General features: G+C 52.8%; 17 protein-coding genes and 1 tRNA gene. 11 read left to right on the top strand and 7 right to left on the bottom strand.

Translation table 11 applies throughout. The features are described 5' to 3' along the window. Positions 1-27 precede the first annotated feature (27 nt). The 3 genes from Q0721_RS03310 to Q0721_RS03300 all read left to right on the top strand — a co-directional run bounded on the left by Q0721_RS03310 (position 28) and on the right by Q0721_RS03300 (position 4,713). Entirely contained in the window at positions 28-2,832 is a 2,805-nt protein-coding gene (locus Q0721_RS03310) for a helicase C-terminal domain-containing protein (RefSeq protein ID WP_299025270.1), read from the top strand. 61 nt (positions 2,833-2,893) lie between these two features. Next, the gene (locus tag Q0721_RS03305; RefSeq protein WP_299025268.1) at positions 2,894-4,210 is read left to right on the top strand and encodes an NYN domain-containing protein; all 1,317 of its coding nucleotides are present in this window, start codon (positions 2,894-2,896) and stop codon (positions 4,208-4,210) included. 104 nt (positions 4,211-4,314) lie between these two features. After that, on the top strand, positions 4,315-4,713 hold the full coding sequence (locus tag Q0721_RS03300) for a hypothetical protein (protein WP_299025266.1): 399 nt from the start codon (positions 4,315-4,317) through the stop codon (positions 4,711-4,713). Positions 4,714-4,806: 93 nt separating this feature from the next. Here the strand turns inward: Q0721_RS03300 and Q0721_RS03295 are convergent, their stop codons facing one another. After that, complete coding sequence (locus Q0721_RS03295; RefSeq protein ID WP_299025264.1) at positions 4,807-5,580, bottom strand: DUF72 domain-containing protein; 774 nt, start codon at positions 5,578-5,580, stop codon at positions 4,807-4,809. Between the two features lie 104 nt (positions 5,581-5,684). Here Q0721_RS03295 and Q0721_RS03290 point away from each other — a divergent pair. The 5 genes from Q0721_RS03290 (at position 5,685) to Q0721_RS03270 (ending at position 8,431) form a co-directional block, all read left to right on the top strand. Continuing rightward, positions 5,685-5,756, top strand: a tRNA-Met gene (locus Q0721_RS03290). A gap of 394 nt (positions 5,757-6,150) precedes the next feature. Then, entirely contained in the window at positions 6,151-6,975 is an 825-nt protein-coding gene (locus tag Q0721_RS03285) for a DUF2268 domain-containing putative Zn-dependent protease (RefSeq protein WP_299025262.1), read from the top strand. 293 nt (positions 6,976-7,268) lie between these two features. Beyond that, entirely contained in the window at positions 7,269-7,466 is a 198-nt protein-coding gene (locus tag Q0721_RS03280) for a hypothetical protein (protein WP_299025260.1), read from the top strand. A gap of 298 nt (positions 7,467-7,764) precedes the next feature. Continuing rightward, the gene (locus tag Q0721_RS03275) at positions 7,765-8,127 is read left to right on the top strand and encodes a hypothetical protein (RefSeq protein WP_299025258.1); all 363 of its coding nucleotides are present in this window, start codon (positions 7,765-7,767) and stop codon (positions 8,125-8,127) included. Further along, positions 8,117-8,431, top strand: a complete 315-nt coding sequence (locus Q0721_RS03270) for a hypothetical protein (protein WP_299025256.1) — start codon at positions 8,117-8,119, stop codon at positions 8,429-8,431. The genes Q0721_RS03275 and Q0721_RS03270 overlap by 11 nt, the downstream gene beginning before the upstream one ends. 184 nt (positions 8,432-8,615) lie before the next feature. Here Q0721_RS03270 and Q0721_RS12325 read toward each other — a convergent pair whose 3' ends face one another. The 6 genes from Q0721_RS12325 to Q0721_RS03245 form a co-directional block, all read right to left on the bottom strand. Beyond that, complete coding sequence (locus Q0721_RS12325) at positions 8,616-8,744, bottom strand: OsmC family protein (protein ID WP_366519163.1); 129 nt, start codon at positions 8,742-8,744, stop codon at positions 8,616-8,618. Positions 8,745-8,845: 101 nt separating this feature from the next. Continuing rightward, positions 8,846-9,307, bottom strand: a complete 462-nt coding sequence (locus tag Q0721_RS03265) for a universal stress protein (RefSeq protein ID WP_299025254.1) — start codon at positions 9,305-9,307, stop codon at positions 8,846-8,848. Positions 9,308-9,933: 626 nt separating this feature from the next. After that, the gene (chrA, locus tag Q0721_RS03260) at positions 9,934-11,163 is read right to left on the bottom strand and encodes a chromate efflux transporter (RefSeq protein ID WP_299025252.1); all 1,230 of its coding nucleotides are present in this window, start codon (positions 11,161-11,163) and stop codon (positions 9,934-9,936) included. Positions 11,164-11,184: 21 nt separating this feature from the next. Beyond that, entirely contained in the window at positions 11,185-12,342 is a 1,158-nt protein-coding gene (locus Q0721_RS03255) for an MFS transporter (protein ID WP_299025250.1), read from the bottom strand. Positions 12,343-12,405: 63 nt separating this feature from the next. Then, complete coding sequence (locus Q0721_RS03250; protein WP_299025248.1) at positions 12,406-13,035, bottom strand: ferredoxin family protein; 630 nt, start codon at positions 13,033-13,035, stop codon at positions 12,406-12,408. A 194-nt stretch (positions 13,036-13,229) separates the two neighbouring features. Next, the gene (locus Q0721_RS03245) at positions 13,230-14,051 is read right to left on the bottom strand and encodes a DUF169 domain-containing protein (RefSeq protein WP_299025246.1); all 822 of its coding nucleotides are present in this window, start codon (positions 14,049-14,051) and stop codon (positions 13,230-13,232) included. A 425-nt stretch (positions 14,052-14,476) separates the two neighbouring features. Between Q0721_RS03245 and Q0721_RS03240 the strand changes: the two genes are divergently transcribed. From Q0721_RS03240 to cyaB, 3 genes are read left to right on the top strand one after another with little or no spacing between them, the layout of a single operon-like run. Further along, positions 14,477-16,783, top strand: coding sequence for a glycosyltransferase family 39 protein (locus tag Q0721_RS03240; protein WP_299025244.1), 2,307 nt, complete (start codon positions 14,477-14,479; stop codon positions 16,781-16,783). Then, entirely contained in the window at positions 16,780-17,214 is a 435-nt protein-coding gene (locus Q0721_RS03235) for a hypothetical protein (RefSeq protein ID WP_299025242.1), read from the top strand. Before Q0721_RS03240 ends, Q0721_RS03235 begins: the two co-directional genes overlap by 4 nt. After that, positions 17,192-17,818: a class IV adenylate cyclase gene (gene cyaB / locus Q0721_RS03230; protein WP_299025240.1), complete on the top strand. Its 627-nt coding sequence runs from the start codon at positions 17,192-17,194 to the stop codon at positions 17,816-17,818. Before Q0721_RS03235 ends, cyaB begins: the two co-directional genes overlap by 23 nt. Positions 17,819-17,821 lie beyond the last annotated feature (3 nt).

The raw sequence follows: 17,821 nt of genomic DNA, 5'->3' as shown, positions 1-17,821 counted from the left end.
GAGGGCGCTGATGGTATAATTTTGTCAATGAGCTCGCTTGTTGCTTTGGATCTGGAAACAACCGGTACCGACCCAACGCGTGACGCCATTATCGAGATTGGCGTCGTGCGTTTTAATGGCCCTCGTGTCGAGGAAACCTGGAGCACATTGGTCAATCCGGGCCGCCCAATTCCGCACACGATTACCCAGTTGACCGGAATCAGCGATTTGATGGTGCGCGATGCCCCCCCGATCCAAGCGGTCTTGCCGCATCTGGAAAACTTTGTGGGGGATGCAGTTGTGGTGGGCCACAACATTGGCTTTGATCTTGCCTTTCTACGTCGTCAGCGCGCACTCACCCTGGTCGAAGCGGTGGACACCTACGAACTGGCAGCCATCCTGATGCCCTCGGCCAGCCGCTATAATCTGGGATCGTTGGGGCAATTATTGGGCATCCCCTTGCCCAATTCCCACCGCGCTTTAGATGATGCCCGCCTGACACACGCGGTTTACCAGCGGCTTTTTGAGAAAGCCCTTCACCTGCCCATTGAAATTGTGCAAGAACTGGTGCGCTTGAGCGAGTCGCTGGACTGGATGGGATACTGGTTTTTCAGTGAAATCCTCCGCCAGCGGGCTCGGGAAGGTATTCAGGCTCGCCCCACCTCCCCATCGGCGCAGGAGTGGTTTCATGCCCCAGAAGCGGAATGGATAGTGCGCCCACTGGAGCCGCGCGCTTCACCAGTGGCACTGGATATTGATGAAGCGGCCGCCTTGTTAGAGCCCGGTGGGATCTTCTCGCAGTACATGAATGGCTTTGAACATCGTTCTGAGCAGGTGGCGATGCTGCGCGCGGTGGCGCAGGCGCTTTCAGAGGGTTATCACCTGCTGGTTGAGGCAGGTACTGGGACGGGAAAGTCTTTTGCCTACCTGATCCCGGCGGCTTTGTGGGCTTGGCAAAATGGCCGCCGCGTGGTGATCTCGACCAATACGATCACCTTGCAAGAACAGTTGATCAAAAAAGATATTCCTGACCTACTGGCGGTATTGGGTTTGGATATCCGGGCCGCGGTGATGAAGGGACGGAGCAATTATCTATGCCCGCGGCGTCTGGAGGCACTGCGTCAGCGTGGCCCACAGAGCGCAGACGAGTTGCGCATTTTAGGCAAGATTCTGGTTTGGCTGTGGGAAGGGGGAAGCGGCGATCGTAGCGAGATCACCTTGCACGGGCCGGCAGAGCGCGAGGTGTGGCAGCGGCTTTCCGCAGAAGATGAAGAGTGCAAGGCGGAAACTTGTCTTAAGCGCACCGGAGGCGCTTGCCCGTTTTATCGCTCGCGTCAAGCGGCGTTAGCCTCGCATCTGGTGGTGGTCAATCATGCTCTGCTGTTGGCCGATGTGATTGCCGGCAATCGGGTGATCCCCGATTACGAGGTGCTGATTGTGGATGAAGCGCATCACTTGGAAGAGGCCACCACGAATGCGCTTAGTTATCGCATCACACGCGAGGACCTGGCGCGTCTACTCCGGGAACTGGGGGGAACATCCAGCGGTGTTCTAGGACATCTGCTGACGCAGTTGCGTGGCATATTGCGCCCTTCTGATTTTGCGGCGGTGAATCGGGAAATGCAGGTGCTTACCGATTTAGCCTTCCAGGTTGAACAGGGGCTGGGGCAATTTTTCAATGCCCTGGAGACATTCCTGGAATACGAACGAGAGGGACAGCCGCTGGGACCGTACGCGCAACAGGTGCGCTTGTTGCCGGGTAACCGCCATCAGCCAACCTGGGAGGCGGTTGAACTGGCCTGGGGAGCCGTTCGCGAACGCTTGGTCACCCTGCTGATGCGGGGCGAACAACTTACTCGGGCACTAGGGGAGGTGCTGGGGTTAACCCCCGAAGAACTGGAAGATGCGCTGGGCACGCTCAACGGAGTCCTGCGGCGTTTAAGCGAAGCCGATCATTACATAACGGCCCTGGTCAGTCAGCCTGATCCAGCTTTTGTCTATTGGGTGGAGGCCACGGGGAATAACAATGTCAGCCGTGTGGCACTGCAGGTTGCCCCAGTCCACATTGGGGCGTTGATGGAGAAATACATATGGAATGAGAAGCGCAGTGTCGTGCTCACCTCCGCAACACTGACCACCCAAGGCAACTTTGATTACCTGCGTAGCCGTTTGAATGCCTATACGGCAGATGAATTGGCGCTCGATTCGCCCTTTGATTACCAGAATTCGACCTTGCTCTATATTGTGAATGATATTCCTGAACCGAATGGGGGTGGGGATTATCAGCGTAAGGTAGAGCATATTCTGGTGCAACTGGCAAAAGCCACAGGTGGGCGCATGTTGGTGCTTTTCACCTCGTATGCCCAGTTGCGTCGCACCTCTGAAGCCATTACCCCGCGCCTGTTAGAGGCTGATATCCAGGTCTACGAGCAAGGGGAGGGTGCCTCTTCCAACCTGCTTTTAGAATCGTTCCGCGAGAGTGAGCGCGCGGTTTTGCTGGGGACGCGTGCCTTTTGGGAGGGGGTGGATATTCCCGGTGAAGCGCTCTCGGTACTGGTGATTGTGCGTTTGCCCTTCGATGTCCCTTCTGATCCCATCGTGGCGGCGCGCGCTGAGACATTTGAGGACCCGTTTAACGAGTACCAACTCCCCGAGGCGATTCTACGCTTCCGGCAAGGATTTGGTCGGCTGATCCGAACGCAAACGGATCGCGGGGCGGTGGTTATTCTGGATCGGCGTATCCTTACTAAAGGGTATGGGAAAGCCTTTCTGGAGTCTTTGCCCCAGTGCACCTTGCGGGTTGGGTCCATGCAGGAACTGCCCGCTGCAGTTGTGCGTTGGTTGAATTTGTAGAGATTTGAGCACGAGGCGTGCTTGTGTTTTTTGGAGTCATTGGAGGATAAAAGTGAATAATATGGGGTTTAATACTGCCGTTTTTTACGACATTGAGAATCTGCTCAAGGGATATAGTTTCTCCCAGCAGATGGTGGCCAACCTCTCTCTAAAGGATATTTTGGAGACCGTTCGCCAAACTGGCAAAATTGGGCAGATTGCCTTGCAACGGGCTTATGCCAATTGGAGCGATCCGCGCCTGGCGATCATGCGGGGTGAGATCAACGAACTGGGCATTGACCCGATTCAGGTCTTTGGGTTTTCGCGGGATCAGAAGAAGAACGCGGCCGATATCCAGCTGGCGATTGACGCTATTGATCTGGCCCACGTGCGCCCTGCTTTGGAGGTCTTCGTCATTGTTTCCGGTGATGGTGGATTTGCGGCCCTGGCAAAGAAACTCCATGAGTATGGCAAAGTGGTAGTGGGGTGTGCGTATCGTACGGCCACGAATAAAACTTTCCAGGCGGTATGTGATGCCTTTGTCTGGATTAGTGACCCGGATGAAGGAGAAGAAGAGCGACCGCAACGGGCAGCCGCCCCTGTGCCTGCTGGGGTTTCTCCATCGGTGGACGTTTATGACCCTCGCAACGTCCGCCTAGCTCAGCGGATCAAGCCATTGAAGGCACTAACGCCAGATAGGATTGTGGCCAAAACACGTGAGATTTTGGAGTGGTACGCGCACGATCCTATCTCCCAGACCGACTTAATGCGAAACGGTATTTATCTTTCAGTCATTCAAGAGGCGATCAAGTATGCTGTGCCCGGGTTCCAGCCAATTCGTCTGGGTTTTTCCAAGTTCATCGAGTATATGCAGTACGTATGTAAGGGCACTGATTTTTGCATTGCTCGCCCCTTGAATTCGCAGGCCGTGTTGGCTGTACGTAGCGCGGTGCAGAAAGGGGTGGAAATCCTGCCCGACATGGACAAGCGCGAGGTGCATACCCCCGAGACCTATCGCAGCATTCTGGCCACGGGGAGCCCCATCTTCCGTTTGCCGTCGGCTAGCGATCTCTATGCGGTGGTTTCCTGGCTGGCCCAGCATCCCGTTCAGCAGAGCGATATTGGCTCGGCCATTGAGGCCATTGTGGCAGGTCTAGATGGTGAGATCTCTTCCGAAGCGGTTAAACTTGCCTTGTTGAGCCTGGTCTCGGCTAACGTGTTCGTGCGTGAGCCAGAAGGAGTGTCCCTCTCTGAGCAGCGGTTGACCCTACCCTCGGAAAATCGCTCGGCGGCTATCATTTTGGAGAAGGTGCGTCAAGCGGCGCGCCAAAAATTGACTAATGTCTTGGGGGAAGTCCGAGAAGAGGTTTTGCAAGGACTCATTCCCGAAATCGGCTGAAATTGGGGGGTGGCCTCAGGACGCATGAATTCCCTTGTGTGTTATGATTAGGAATGAAGGGGGGAAATGGATCCCTCGGAGCGAATCCTAGAAAAGGAGAACCTATGTTTGCCACAACCCTTATGGATCAAATCGCTGCCCACTTGGATTTTTTGGGCTACGAAACATCGTGGGGTGAGGATCGGGTGCTTTTTGCGCGCCACCCTCGTCACTTCAACCTGATTGTGAAAGACTATGCCTTTGGGGTGTTGTTTACCACGTTCTTCAAGATCAATGATAAGGGATTTACGCACCGCAATGACGTTCATCAAGCGGTTAATGCCTACAACCGACTGGCGCGGGTTTGCCGGGGATATCTGGATAAGGACTTTGATCTGGTGGTGGAGGCGTATTTCCCCAATTACTACGATAAGGGCGTCTTTGGTTCGTTCATGGATACCCTGAATGAAGACCTGCGTGCTCTGGCAGATGAAGGGGTGGGATTACGTCAGTTTGTTCTATGATTCTTCATAAATATCCAGACAACCGAGGGCTAAACCTGAAGGGCGCCGGGGAGCGTGGCCGTGTTGACAGGCTGGAGTAAAGGGTGGGTGCGGTCATTGAGATGGTGCAGGGGTAAGCCCAGCGCCACTCAGGATCTTCTGTAGCGCGAGAGCATTGAAAGGCGCAAACGCTTCAAAGTCGTTATTGAAGAACACATAGACAGTTTGTGCGCCTTGCCGGGTGGCTCGGCGGATCCAGTCGGCGATTTCATGTAATTCCTCTTGCGTGTAGTTGTGATAGTACCAGTGGCTGCGTCCGTGAAGACGGAAGTAAGCAGTGCGAGCTGTGACCCAACCCAGGGGGCGGCTCTTCGGCGAATCGGCCTCGCAGAAAACGGCGCCTAGGTCGGCGAGCAATGCGCGCGTTTCCTCAGTGAGCCAGCGGGGATGACGGAACTCCACGACGATGCGGGAAGGATCACCAAACGCCAGCAAAGCGCGGCGCAGGCGGGATGGATCATAAGGAGTGCTAGGGGCCAGTTGGAGCAAGATTACCCCCAGTTTGTCTTCGAGGAACTCGGCCGAGGTCCGGAAGGCTCGGATATCCTCTTCTGCGTCCTCAAGGTATTTGCGATGGGTGATAGTTTTGGGGGCTTTGAGGACATAACGAAATCCCTCAGGAGCCTGGGCAGCCCATTTCCGGTATGTCGGCTCCTTAAAGGTGCGGTAGAATGTGGCGTTGATCTCTACGGCATTGAAATGCTGCGCGTAAAAGGCAAAGCGTCGGCTGGCGGGTAAGCCGGGGGGATAGAAGCGCCCTTGCCAGTGAGGGTAGGTCCAGCCCGAGGTGCCGATATAAAAACAGGGCGACTGGATGAATGAGGCCATGAGAATCTCTTTTAGTTAGTATAGTCCTTGAGTAAAAGGTTGTATGCGCACGAACACGGAACGCTTGACGAGCGAGGCAGTTCTCATTATAATAAGGATCGCGCTGCGGGGTAGAGCAGTGGCAGCTCGTCGGGCTCATAACCCGGAGGTCGGTGGTTCGAATCCACCCCCCGCTACCTGATGAAATCCGCCTGCGAGGGCGGATTTCGGTTTTAACCGGCAGGAGGCTCTAATCTGTATTCCTGAGAATCTCCTTGCCACTATCTCTCTCCATAGGGCCGTTGGCGGGCGCTCAGAGTATTTGGCACAGTGCGCATGGAGTGGAACAAAAGTCAATTTGCAAGACAGAAGTTTTTAGGGTTTGGGCGGGGATGAAGTGGGCATAGAAACGGTTTAACCTCACGCGTTTGGATATACAATGCAATAGAAAAAGAATTTGCTCTTGGCAGAGGATTTGGTTGTTCGAACATAATTGCAGGATAATATGCTTTTTCTCCGTTCGGTTATACGTGAAAATGACGTGTAGATTTGTAGATTAAGTGGGTTCTCCTTGAGCAATAAGGAGAGTATATGCTCATTATAGATTTGACGAAACACTATATTCGGCACGTCATTCAACATAACGATATTGCCAGATACGAATCCGCTTTTCCTGAATTGTTTCAGCATTACCACACATTTTGGGCACCTTTACAAGCGTATTCTTTTCGAGACGCAGAAGAAATTGCCCGTCGGCGTGATTTCGTTATAGGGCGTTTGCCTCTGTTGTCAAAACGATTTGAAGAAAAGGGCTTGAATGTCACAAACATTGACATCGTTCTATTAGTCGGTCATGGCACATCGAATGGACACGCTTTCCCCCTAACAACTCGCTGGATAGTTTGGCTTCCCCTTGAGACTTATCACTCACCCCAAGCAGTAGATGTTTTTGTTTCGCATGAAATTGCTCATGCTTTGCATTATCAACAGCAGCCAGCATTCTACTTTAGGAATGAGTACGAAAAGAATAAGGTATTTCGACAATTAGTAACAGAAGGGATAGCTACGTTCATCTCAAAGGAAGTGCTGAGTATTAGCAATGAACAAGCGTTGTGGGCAGATTATCTTCCTTTCGACCGTGTTCAACAATGGTACGAAGCCTGTTTAGAACGAGAGGAAGAAATATTCCGTGTTCTGGCAGATGAATTGGATTGCAGTGATAGACGAAATCGCCTGTTTTCTTTCTCCGAGACAGATAATGTTCTGGAAAATCGGGCGGGTTACTATGCAGGACTTATATTGATCGAGCGTTATGTCAAGCAACAATGTCTTACGTTACAAGATTTATTGGGAACAAGCGAGAAAAGATTTTGGCAAATCATTCAGATATCTCTTGGAAGAAATGAGCCCATCTAACACCATTTGCAGCAGACAATGGCTTTGCTACTAAGAGAATGTGCGGCGGGCTGCAGAGTGGAATTTGGGCGAGGAAGTCTTAAGTAAGCGTCTAGCCGTTGCTGCTAAAACCAACCGTTGGCCTGCTTAGGACCTCATTCATTGCCATTGAAGGGACGACGAAATGAATCTGGGTCGGAAAAAATATCTGGCTGCGTGTCGGTATCGGTATCCTGTTTTCAGTGGTTGGTACCATTTTGCTGATACTCTCTTTTCCACCCTATAATCAGTGGCCGCTCATCTGGGTTGGTTTTGTGCCTATGATGATTGCCCAGTTTCGCGTGCTGCCACGCCGGGCTTCCAGTCTGGCTTCAGCCATCACTATCGGTGGCTGGCTGGGACGTTATCTGACGCCCATCTTTGCCGGCAGTGGCCTCTATATTGCCCTGGCTTCTGCTACTTATCACAGGCATCAGCGATCTAGCCGACAGCGGCGTGCGCGCTTTTCATGAACGCACCGGCTACCGTTGGTTCGTTGGATGTGGTGCCCTCAACTGGGTGGGGTTTGAAATGATACGCGATTTCATCTCCCATTATGGGCACCTGGGGCTTTGTCGCTAACGTGCTCTACAGTCAACCGTGGCTTATCCAACTGGTAAGTATCTTTAGCTTTTTTGGCCTTGGTTTACTTATTATGTCGGTGAATTATGGGATTGGTCTAGGTGCGCTATGCTTATTCGACCGATACTGGCGACTTGACCCCGACATTCCTTACCTTGCCAGCCGCTTAGTACGTAACTGGGTGGAGTGATGGTTGCATTGATCCTCTGGATCGGCCTCAGCCTTGTTCTTTACCGTATACCGACAACACCTACCGTTCACGTTGCTGCGTTGCACTATAACGCGGGCATTTTGTGGAGCGCGGTGGACAAATTCAACGAACTCACCCGCCGAGCGGCTCAAGACGGCGCCTGTATCATCGTTTGGCTGGAAATCGCTATTGAAGGCGACCCGCAGGTCACCTGCACCACCGAGTTTCGTCAGTTGGCCGCCGAGAGCGACGCCTATCTAGTGCTGGGTTACGTGGTCCGCGAGGGTGAGCATGTTTGGCGAGATGAAGCCACCGTGCTATCGCCCGGGGGGCAATTTCTGAGTGAGCGTGGTGAAATCTGACAACGGAGGTAACGATTCTGTCGTCATTGATCCCTACGGGCGGATCCTCGCCTCTGCGGTTACGCCTGGCGGCGATCGCGAGGGGCAGGTCATCATCGCCGATGCGCCTTTGGGCACAAGAAATTCGCTTGCCGTCCGTCTGGGTGATTGGACGGGTTGGATGGTGTTGGCAGGGGTGATATTTTTCATTTTCTACAATCCTGTTACGAAGAAAAGGGCGAAACGGAACACAACGCTCCAAACTCTATTGAAAAAGCGATCCATGACACCTAAGGCCTTATCTGAATTTGGACTGTGGGGCTAACTGGTTGCTTCTAGCCGATCCCTTCTGCTGTGCGGTGCGGCGCTACACGGCCAGCTAATGCGCAATTTGCTAGCGCGCTCTTCCGCGAATAAAAAGGGTATTGAGGTGGACACAGGGACCGCTAAAGAATAGTTCATAAAGGTGTAGGGACTTAAAGCCCCCCAATTTCCACGCTGTCGAGTCTCTATCTCCTTTGTTCGGCAATCACTTGGCCGGTAACCTTAAGGCAACCGGCTAGGGACATCAGCAAGACCTGAACCGGTGATGGGCCACCATCCGTACCCCCTAGTGACGGAGATTCATCAATGATCATGGAAAATTTTCTGCTCTTGGATTCAGCCTTGTGGCGCTCCCGCTTTTCCTATGAACCGTCGTTTCTCGTGTTTGTGTATTTATAAAATCTCCTGTTTTTGATTAGCGGACAACTAAGACGGGGCAGGGAGCATGCTTGATAACATTTTCAACCGTGCTGCCCAGCAATATGTCTTCCAAACTGCGCTTGCCATGCGAACCAATCACGATCATGGTTGTGCCGAGCTCTTGAGCTGCAATGACAATCTCTTTCCAGGGGATTCCTACTCGAATGTGCAAGGTGATTGGCACGTTTGCATCCCTGAGAAATCGCGTCTTGAGGGTCAGTTGGTCAAGTACTTGCTGCTTATATTCCTCTTCCAAACGCTCTCCAACCGATTCTTCTTGTGCCATTGTAATGAATGGATTAGGCACAATTTCTAGGAATGGTAAATCCTCGGGATCTATCACTGTCAGAACATCAATGCTTCCTCCCTCGCTGCACTTCACGCAAGCCAGAGATTGCTGGCCAGCTTTTTGCGCAGCGGCTGAAAAATCGGTAACCCACAAGATCTTTTTGAACATTTTTACCTCCGGCTGGCACTTTGTGATTATGGATTTTGTTTACTATCATTTGAATTTTTGTCTCTTTCGTGCGCAGATAACGATAAAGGGGGTTGGCAGTAAGCATTTGTACACTAAAGGCTAATGTTGCCGGTAACCCCACCGATGCTTGACTGGAAAGGCTGGTGAAAGCCAATTCTTCTGCAATGAGTAGGTTCTTCATTCCAGAGGAATAGGTGACAGCGATGATCTGCTCGCGGTTGAAAACGCAGCGGCCTAACCAATAGGGGGGGCCAAGAAGCCCATGGGTAATATGAGGATGACGGCATTCAATAATATTGCAAGTGATAGCCAACGAGTCACAATTAAGAGTTGAAGGTTAGTTACAGATCCCCCGCAGGCTGATCTGGACGGGATTAGGAGCGACATGTTGATTTTTGCGGCCGCTTTTCAGAACCTTCAATGACTTTGGGGGGAAACCGTTTAGGCCTAAAAAAGGGGTATTAACAGCGCCAGCCGAGGCGCCTTCCACGAGGTCAAATCGGATTCCGGTTTTGAAGAGGGTGCGCAGCACTAGCCCGCAATATGCCCTGCGCCCCCCTGGTAACCGGCACAAAAGCCAGTTTGAAAAACAGATCTTTTTCATGTTAAACTAAACCTAGTGCCAGCAGTCCCTCCCAGATGCTCAGTCCGCCGACAAATACCCATAGAATGTCGAGTTTGAAATAGCGCACAGCAAGAAAGGCCGCACCTGCCAGCACAAAAGCGACCGGCACGGTTAACGCGACTGTGCCTATCTGCAGAAGGGCTGCTGCCAGCATCCCAGTGAAAGCAGCCAGCACCCCGGCCAGAGCGCCGCGAACGATCTTGAGATTGCGCAAACGGGCAAACACCTCGGTAAAGATCAGTGTCATGGCAAAAGAAGGCGAAAAAATGGCAAAGGTGGCCAGTAGCGCGCCCCCTATGCGCCCTATTTTATATCCGATGAAGGTCGAGGTAATCAAAAAAGGCCCAGGGGTGATTTGTCCCAAGGCAACCCCATCGGCAAACTGGTTCAGATTCATCCAATGGTGCTTTTCGACCACCTCTGATTGTAGCAGGGGAATAATGGTCGTCCCGTTGCCAAAGGCTACGGCGCCGATCTTGAAAAGCGATAGGCCCAAGTGGCCAATTTCCGAGTCCAAAGATATGGCCAGCGCTACCACGCCCAAGATAATGATTATTACTACGCTAATTGCCAACCCGCGCCGTATTGAGATTGAAGCCGGGGTTGGGTTACTGGCTTGTGGGGCTGGAGTTCCTTTGCTTGAAGCCGGATGGATGAAGGCGGCGCCCAACGCCAGGGCCATCAAGATCGTTAGTACCGCGTCGAACTTGAGCAGGAGCCCCCCAAAGGCTAACAGCGTAATGACGGCTTCGATTTTGCCTTGGATGGCCCGGCTGCCCATGTCAAGGGTGACATTTAGAATCACCCCTACAACTAGGGCTTCTAAGCCCTGGAAGAGGGGGTGAACCCAGGGCAGGTTGCCGGCAGCAAAATATAGCGCAGAAAGGATCAGCATTAGGATAAAGGAGGGCAAACAAAAACCAGCCGCGGCAAGGAGTGCTCCGGGAACGCCACGCAGCACATAGCCAATATAGGCCGTGAAATCAACCATGATCGGGCCAGGGTAGAGTTGAACCATTGCCAACCCATCGTTCATCTCTTCCTCGCTCAGCCAGCGCTGTGCCAATACGAGCGCTTTGAGTTTTTGCAAGATTGCCATGCCAAAGGCCGTCAAACCAACGATGAGAAACGATGTAAAAATTGTCCACAGTGGGACTTGCGAACGGGGTTGTGTTTCAAGTGACTCGGCAATCATCAAGTGTTCCTTCATTCAGGTTTGAATCGATAAAGATTAGGAGGTTGCTAGTTTGGCAATCATGTCAGTGGGTGGTAATATCAATATGCCAACCAACACCAGGGCCGCAGCAACCCAGAAAGCAATTGCTGGATTCCACATTGATATCAACACCGCACCGAGGGCAGGTGCATATAGGCCACGAATACCACAGGTCAGAAGGTGAAGGCCAGAGAGATCATCAGTCCCATAAGGGTAATCAATGGCAAACAGCCGCCAACCAACTGAAATGGCGGAGCCGCCGATCCCACATAGGATATTGGCAATCAACAACTCCCAAAATGACCCGCTCATGGCATACAGCGCCGCCATACCCACGATGGCAAGCATCCCCAGGCGAAAGGCATTAACGATGTGCGTTGGCGTTTTGCTCAGCCGCTGACCCCACAGCCACGAGGCGACCACCAGTGCAAGGCTGTTGGTTGCCAGCAAGATACCAATCTGAGTGTTGTTCAGCCCTAATTGTTGCACTTCAACTAACGGGAAGGCGGGTAGCATCATCACCATGCCTGTTCCGGCGATCATCAAGGTTAAAACCATGCGCCGGATGAGGCTATCCTGGCGCAGAATTTGCCAGGGGGAAGCCGTACCCTCCTTGACCCCATTCGATAGATCTGGAAAAGGTAGGTAGGTCACAGCGGCAACACTGGTGCTCACAGAGGCTACTGCCAGTGTGATAAAGGCGCCAAATGTATCTATCAGCCAGCCGGCCAGCGCGTTAGCGAGGGCATGTACACCATTGAAAACCGCCTGCACCCGGCCAAGACTGGAGCCGGTTCGTTCAGGATAAACAATTTCGGCCAGGGCGACATAGAGTGGATCGCCAATACCATAGAAAAGATAGTAAAGTAGCACCAGCAAGGCAAACACCAGTGGTGTGCGCGCCAATCCAAGCGCAAGGAGGATGATCCCTGCTGCTGCCAACGAGCCGACCATCAACCTGTGCGTTCCCCAACGCCTGGCTTGCGCCACCCAAAATGGAGCTAGCAGGTTCGCCAGATACGGCGCACTGGTGATTAGCGCCAACAGCCATGGCGAGGCACCTAAGCGTGTGGCTAGCACGGCAAAAAAGGCCGCGCTCAAACCAGCTGCCAGTCCCAGACTGGCGTGAATGATCGTATCGAACCTTCCGAGCGCTCTTGTTGGGCTACTCATATTATTTCTGAATGTTAGAGGGCGTCCCTGTAATTACAGGGACGCTCCCGGGAACGCCATCTGTTACAACTTACTCTCGCTGACCAACACTAACCCATTGCGGCGAACTAGGTCGCGCACTTCAGGTAAAAATTCCTGGATATCGGCCTGTTCTGTTGAAGTTACCTCAAAGCTCATGAAAGAAGGCGTTTTCTCCATGGTGCCTTTTACGGTCGGCGTTTTCAGGTCTACGTTGACAAAATCATATGGCCGATTTTCGACCAGTTCTTGCATTTGACCCAGAAGGTTCTTATCGTCAAATTCCCCCGCCACTTCAAACTTTACCCGCGTGACCAGCTTTGCTATTGCATCTTCAGCGGCTGCCCGTGCTTTCAGAGCATCCAGTTTGGCTTTCTTTTCAGCCGATTCTTTGCGGACGATGCCAAAAATTTTGTGCTCGCGTTCCAGCTTCCAAATCAATTCTCGGTCGGGGAAGGCGATGGCCTGGGTTGGGCATACCGTTGCACATGTGCTACAGCCAACCATACAGTTGTATGGATTTACGACCACGGACTTGTTGCCCTCCATATCGTAAACGCCGCGGCCACAGGTCAAAAAGCATAGGGTACACCCAATGCATGCCTCAGGATCAACGGTTGGAAACCAGGGAATATCCTTACGGGGAATGCCATGCCAAAGTTCATCTTTAGCCATTTTTAGCCTCCATACAAGATTTGGGGTTTGGAAAATCTTTGAGATTTTCCTGATCTAAACAAGTTATACTTCCTTCGCGTAGGGGTGGCGGCTAAATTTGCCGTGTCCACCTGCACATACTCCTGGCTGTGGCACCTCACCTCGTGGGTGGTTACCCTGCGTATGTTGCGCCTACCAGCCACCCGCCAACAGATCTATTTTGTATTCCTTGTTGTTCTTTCAACCGACACCTTACGCTGTTGCTGACGAAATGCTACTGCCCATTCTGTCAGAGTGTAATCGGGCATTTGTGGAAAACCGATGTCAAAGGGCGTTGGGTAGGCAGCGGTTTGGGCTGTACCGCGCAAGCCCTCAAGGATTTCTGGGATGAGCGCTACTGGAAAGCTAACAGTCAATTCGTCGTCCTGTGCCATGGCAGTTTTCCGGTCGCCAAAGCAAGGGATGGCGAGCGAGAGATCCTGTGTATTGTAGGTATTTGCCAGGGTATCGGCACACAGGCTGTATTCGCCGCCAGTGGAAAAGTTGGCTCGCCCGCCACGCTTCCATAGATAGGCCTGAACGATGCGCATGGCTTGGCTAGTGTTTCCATATATCACTACAATATCCGGTTCAAACGTTAGGCGATCAAGCGGCGCTGAGGCGATGGCTTTGACCTTACCGGGGGGAATACGTGGTACCAAGTCGGTGAAGCGTCTGGCTGACTCTAAGTCGGCATGAAGCATCGCAGCAATTTTGCCGGAACGCATATTTTCGGGAGGCTCCATCATGCCCACAGCCACTGCTCCAATAATGCAAGCCATGTCCTCCAGTGTGAAGTACATCAAACGGCCATGGTAGCGGGTTAACGCCGTAGCCTGGCAAACATTCATCGGCGTTGGAGGGCGCATAACTCTTGGGGGGCGTTCCTCTAGGTTATCGTAGAACTTGACGCCAAAGGGGAAAGTCTTTGGCCGGATGGAGGCCATCACCTCGTTATATAGTTCAAGATACGGTTCAAGATTGAGTTCCTGTGACATTGCTACACTCCTGCGAGCGGGTGGTTTCAATATTTAGCAAACGTAATGCCAAATATATTCAATACAATGAATGCGATTATAAGCCCTTCGTAAGTTTTGTCAAGAGATGGATCTGAGACCGAAACGGAAATCGTCTCACGCCGGTATGCCTATCTCCTAGAATCCTCTCAGCAACCGTTCGAGTGACCCCAAAATGTTTCGTTGCCTCTATACCGCTAGAAATGCTGCGATCTCGGAAATAAGAGGCACTTACCCCGGACCCGGTGCTATCCTTGGCGCTACCATGGTCCTTGGGATGATCCAATGGACGAGACCTTACTTTTCCGCTCCGGTGCAAGGGTGCTTGTCTCGTAGGAATATGCCAGTATCGGCGAGGTGGGCAATGCGTCATCCTCTGGCCGCCGTGCTATAATCTCCCCTGAACCATGGCTGAGCCGAAAGTTCCTGCTGAGTCTTCTTTACCTTCACCGCGGCGGCGTTCCATTCTGCGCCAAGTCAATTTGCGTTTGACCTTGCAACCGGGTGAGCATTATCATCTCAATGTAACTACTCTGACCCCCGAAGGTGAGCCCCTAGAAACCCATACCTTGGCGCTGAGTAACCCACCGCAAGCTGCCGAGCAACTTCCCTTACCGTCCTGGGTCACCGAGGCAGAGTTGTGGCCTAACACAACACCTTGGTTGCGCTTGACAGCCCGCCTGCGAGCCTTGCCCTGGATGGGATTGCTGATGGCCGTGGCAGTGGCATTTTATGCGTTTACCCGCTTGGTAGGTTTAGATCGTTTTCCCGTTTATTTCTTCAGCGATGAGGCGGTACAAACACTGCTGGCGGCTGATTTCCTGCGCGATGGTCTGCGCAATTATGATGGCGAATTCCTCCCCACGTACTTTGAAAATGGGGGGCAGTATAACCTAAGCCTCTCCGTCTATCTCCAAGTCTTGCCTTATCTGCTATTTGGCCGCTCGGTGATCGTTACACGGGCAACGTCTGTCCTGATCACCTGTTTAGCGGCGCTGTGGGTGGCGCTGATTATGCGGAGGGCTTTTGGAAGTCAGTTTCCCTGGCTGGCGACGTTGATTTTAACCGTGACACCAACTTGGTTCCTCCACTCACGTACAGCATTTGAAACTGCCTTGGCCACCAGTTTTTATGCCGGTTTTCTGTACTACTATCTACGTTATCGCATTGAACAACCGCGTTATTTACGCCATGTTGCGCTTCTGGCAGCGCTTACCTTTTATAGTTACAGCGCGGCGCAAATGGTGGTTGCGGTGAGCGTCCTGCTTCTGGCGGTGGTGGATGTGCGCTATCACTGGCAACATCGGCGTGAGGTAGGAGAGGCCCTGGCGTTGGGGATATTGCTGCTCCTGCCATATCTTCGCTTTCAACTTACCTACCCCGGAGAGACATTCCGCCATCTTGAGATTCTGCGCTCGTACTGGCTTCAACCCCTGCCACTAGGGGAAAAGCTACGCCTCTGGGGGCAAGAGTATCTCCGTGGACTCAACCTGCTTTATTGGTTTCGCCCCGATCCCCCGGATCTGATTCGCCACGTTATGAAAAATTATGGGCATTTATGGCGCCCCGGTTTATTGTTTACGCTTGTGGGGATTGTTTTAATGTTTCGCCGCTTGCGGCAATCGGCCTATCGCACACTGCTGATTGCCGTATTGGCGGCACCCAGCGGGGCTGCGCTGGTCGGCTTGGGGGTGACGCGGGCATTGTTTATGGTGATCCCAGCGACGTTGCTCACGGCCTTGGGGCTTGAATGGATAATGCACCGTGTGGCGCGGGGTCTTGCCAATTGGATCCCCTCAGCGATGACCCTGAACGCGTTGGCCGGTTTCGCGTTTGCTGGGTTGAGCCTATATGGTGCGGCTATGCTACGTGATGCGTTGCTCAACGCACCCTTGTGGTATCGTAATTACGGTCTCAATGGTATGCAATATGGTGCGCAGCAAGTGTTTGCTGCGGTTCAAGACTATTTACAAGATCATCCTGGAGCGAAAATTCTGGTTTCACCGACCTGGGCAAATGGTACAGACGCGCTGGCTCGCTTCTTCGTTGGCGATCCCCTGCCATTTGAACTGGGCAACATTGACGGTTTTGTGAATGAGTACCGCCCGGAACTGGAAAGCCTGATTTTGGTCATGACCCCAGAAGAATTTGAGCGTGCCCGCAATAGCCCCAAGTTTACCGATATCCGCGTTGAGCAAACTCTGCCCTATCCAGACGGTCGGCCAGGTTTCTACTTTGTTCGTCTGTGCTATGTGGAAAACATTGAGGCGATTCTGGAGGCCGAGCGCCAGCAACGTCGCACTTTGGTGCAGGGCCAGGTGAACTTGCCTGATGGCAGTCTGGCTGAGGTGGCTTACTCCTATCTGGACATGGGGGAAATTCAACATGCCTTTGATGGTGACCCCACAACGCTGATTCGCACCTATGAGGCTAACCCATTACGTATCCAATTGGGGTTTCCTGCTCCCAAGATAATCCATGCCCTTACTTTTCGGGTTGGTGGAGTGCCGACACGGGTTACTGTGCAAGTATGGGCACCAGGTGCTACGGAGGCGATGGTGGTGAGCCAGGAGGTGGGCGAAACGCCATTGCCCCGTGAGATGACTTTGACCCTGCCCGCGCCGTCAGAGGTCGTTCGTATGGAAATTGAGATACTCAACGTGCGCGATAGCGAGCCGGCCCATGTCCATTTATGGGAGGTGCGGTGGAAATGAGTCCCCCGGTGATGCGCTCGCGGCGTGGGGGGTGGGGATGGGCATTGCTCTTAGGACTGTTTGGGTTGACGCTGACCCAGGCCTTGCGGTGTGTTCAGGCGCTGATCTTGTGGAACTGGTTAATTGAGATTGGGATATGGCCTGGGCCGGCTTATCTGGCGTTGACAGGGGTGGTGTTCACCCTTTTAGGGGCCACTGCGATCTTAGGTGTGTGGCAGCAGCGCGTTTGGGGACTGTATTTGAGTGGAATCACCTTGGTGAGTTGGAGCCTGTGGAACTGGGTGGATCGCCTCTTTGTAGCGGTCTCGCCAACCATCCGGGACAATTGGCCTTTTGCATTGGGGCTTAACGGGGTGCTTCTAGTGATCGGTTTTCTTGTTCTTCACCATGAGATAACATCAGGTGCTTATGAAAAACGCGCTTCATCCTGAAGAAGAAATTGAGGTCAAGTTTTACCTGAGCCAGCCCGCGCGCTTGCATCAACGGTTGCGGGTTCTGGGGGCCAAGCAGGTTGAACCCCGCCAATATGAACTCAACCTGCGTTTTGATTTTCCAGATCGGCATCTGACGCGTGAGCATCGGGTGCTGCGTTTGCGCCGCACCTACCAGACTACCCTGACCTATAAAGGGCCGGCTCAGCCTGATGCGCCGGTGAGTGCCCGCCAGGAAATCGAGGTTGGGGTCAGCGATTTTGAAACGGCGCGTCATCTGTTGGAGGCGCTAGGGCTGGAGGTTAGTGTCATTTACGAGAAGTGGCGCACAACCTACCAACTGGGGGCAGTGGAAATCGTTATTGATGAGATGCCTTATGGCGTTTTCTGCGAGATCGAAGGTCCCGACGCGACTATCATCGAAGCGACTGCTCGGCAACTGGGCCTGGATTGGACGGCGCGCATACGTCAGAGCTATCTGGCCATGTTTGAGATCCTCAAACGGCGCCTGCGTTTGAGTATCCCCCACCTGACGTTTGAGGCTTTTGCCGGTATCCGCGTTAGTGCTTCCGATTTGGAGGTGCGTCCGGCCGATGTTGACTAAAAA

It is taken from the genome of uncultured Thermanaerothrix sp. (assembly GCF_938028735.1).
GTDB lineage: Bacteria > Chloroflexota > Anaerolineae > Anaerolineales > Anaerolineaceae > Thermanaerothrix.
This window is presented reverse-complemented; position numbering and strand designations above follow the sequence as displayed.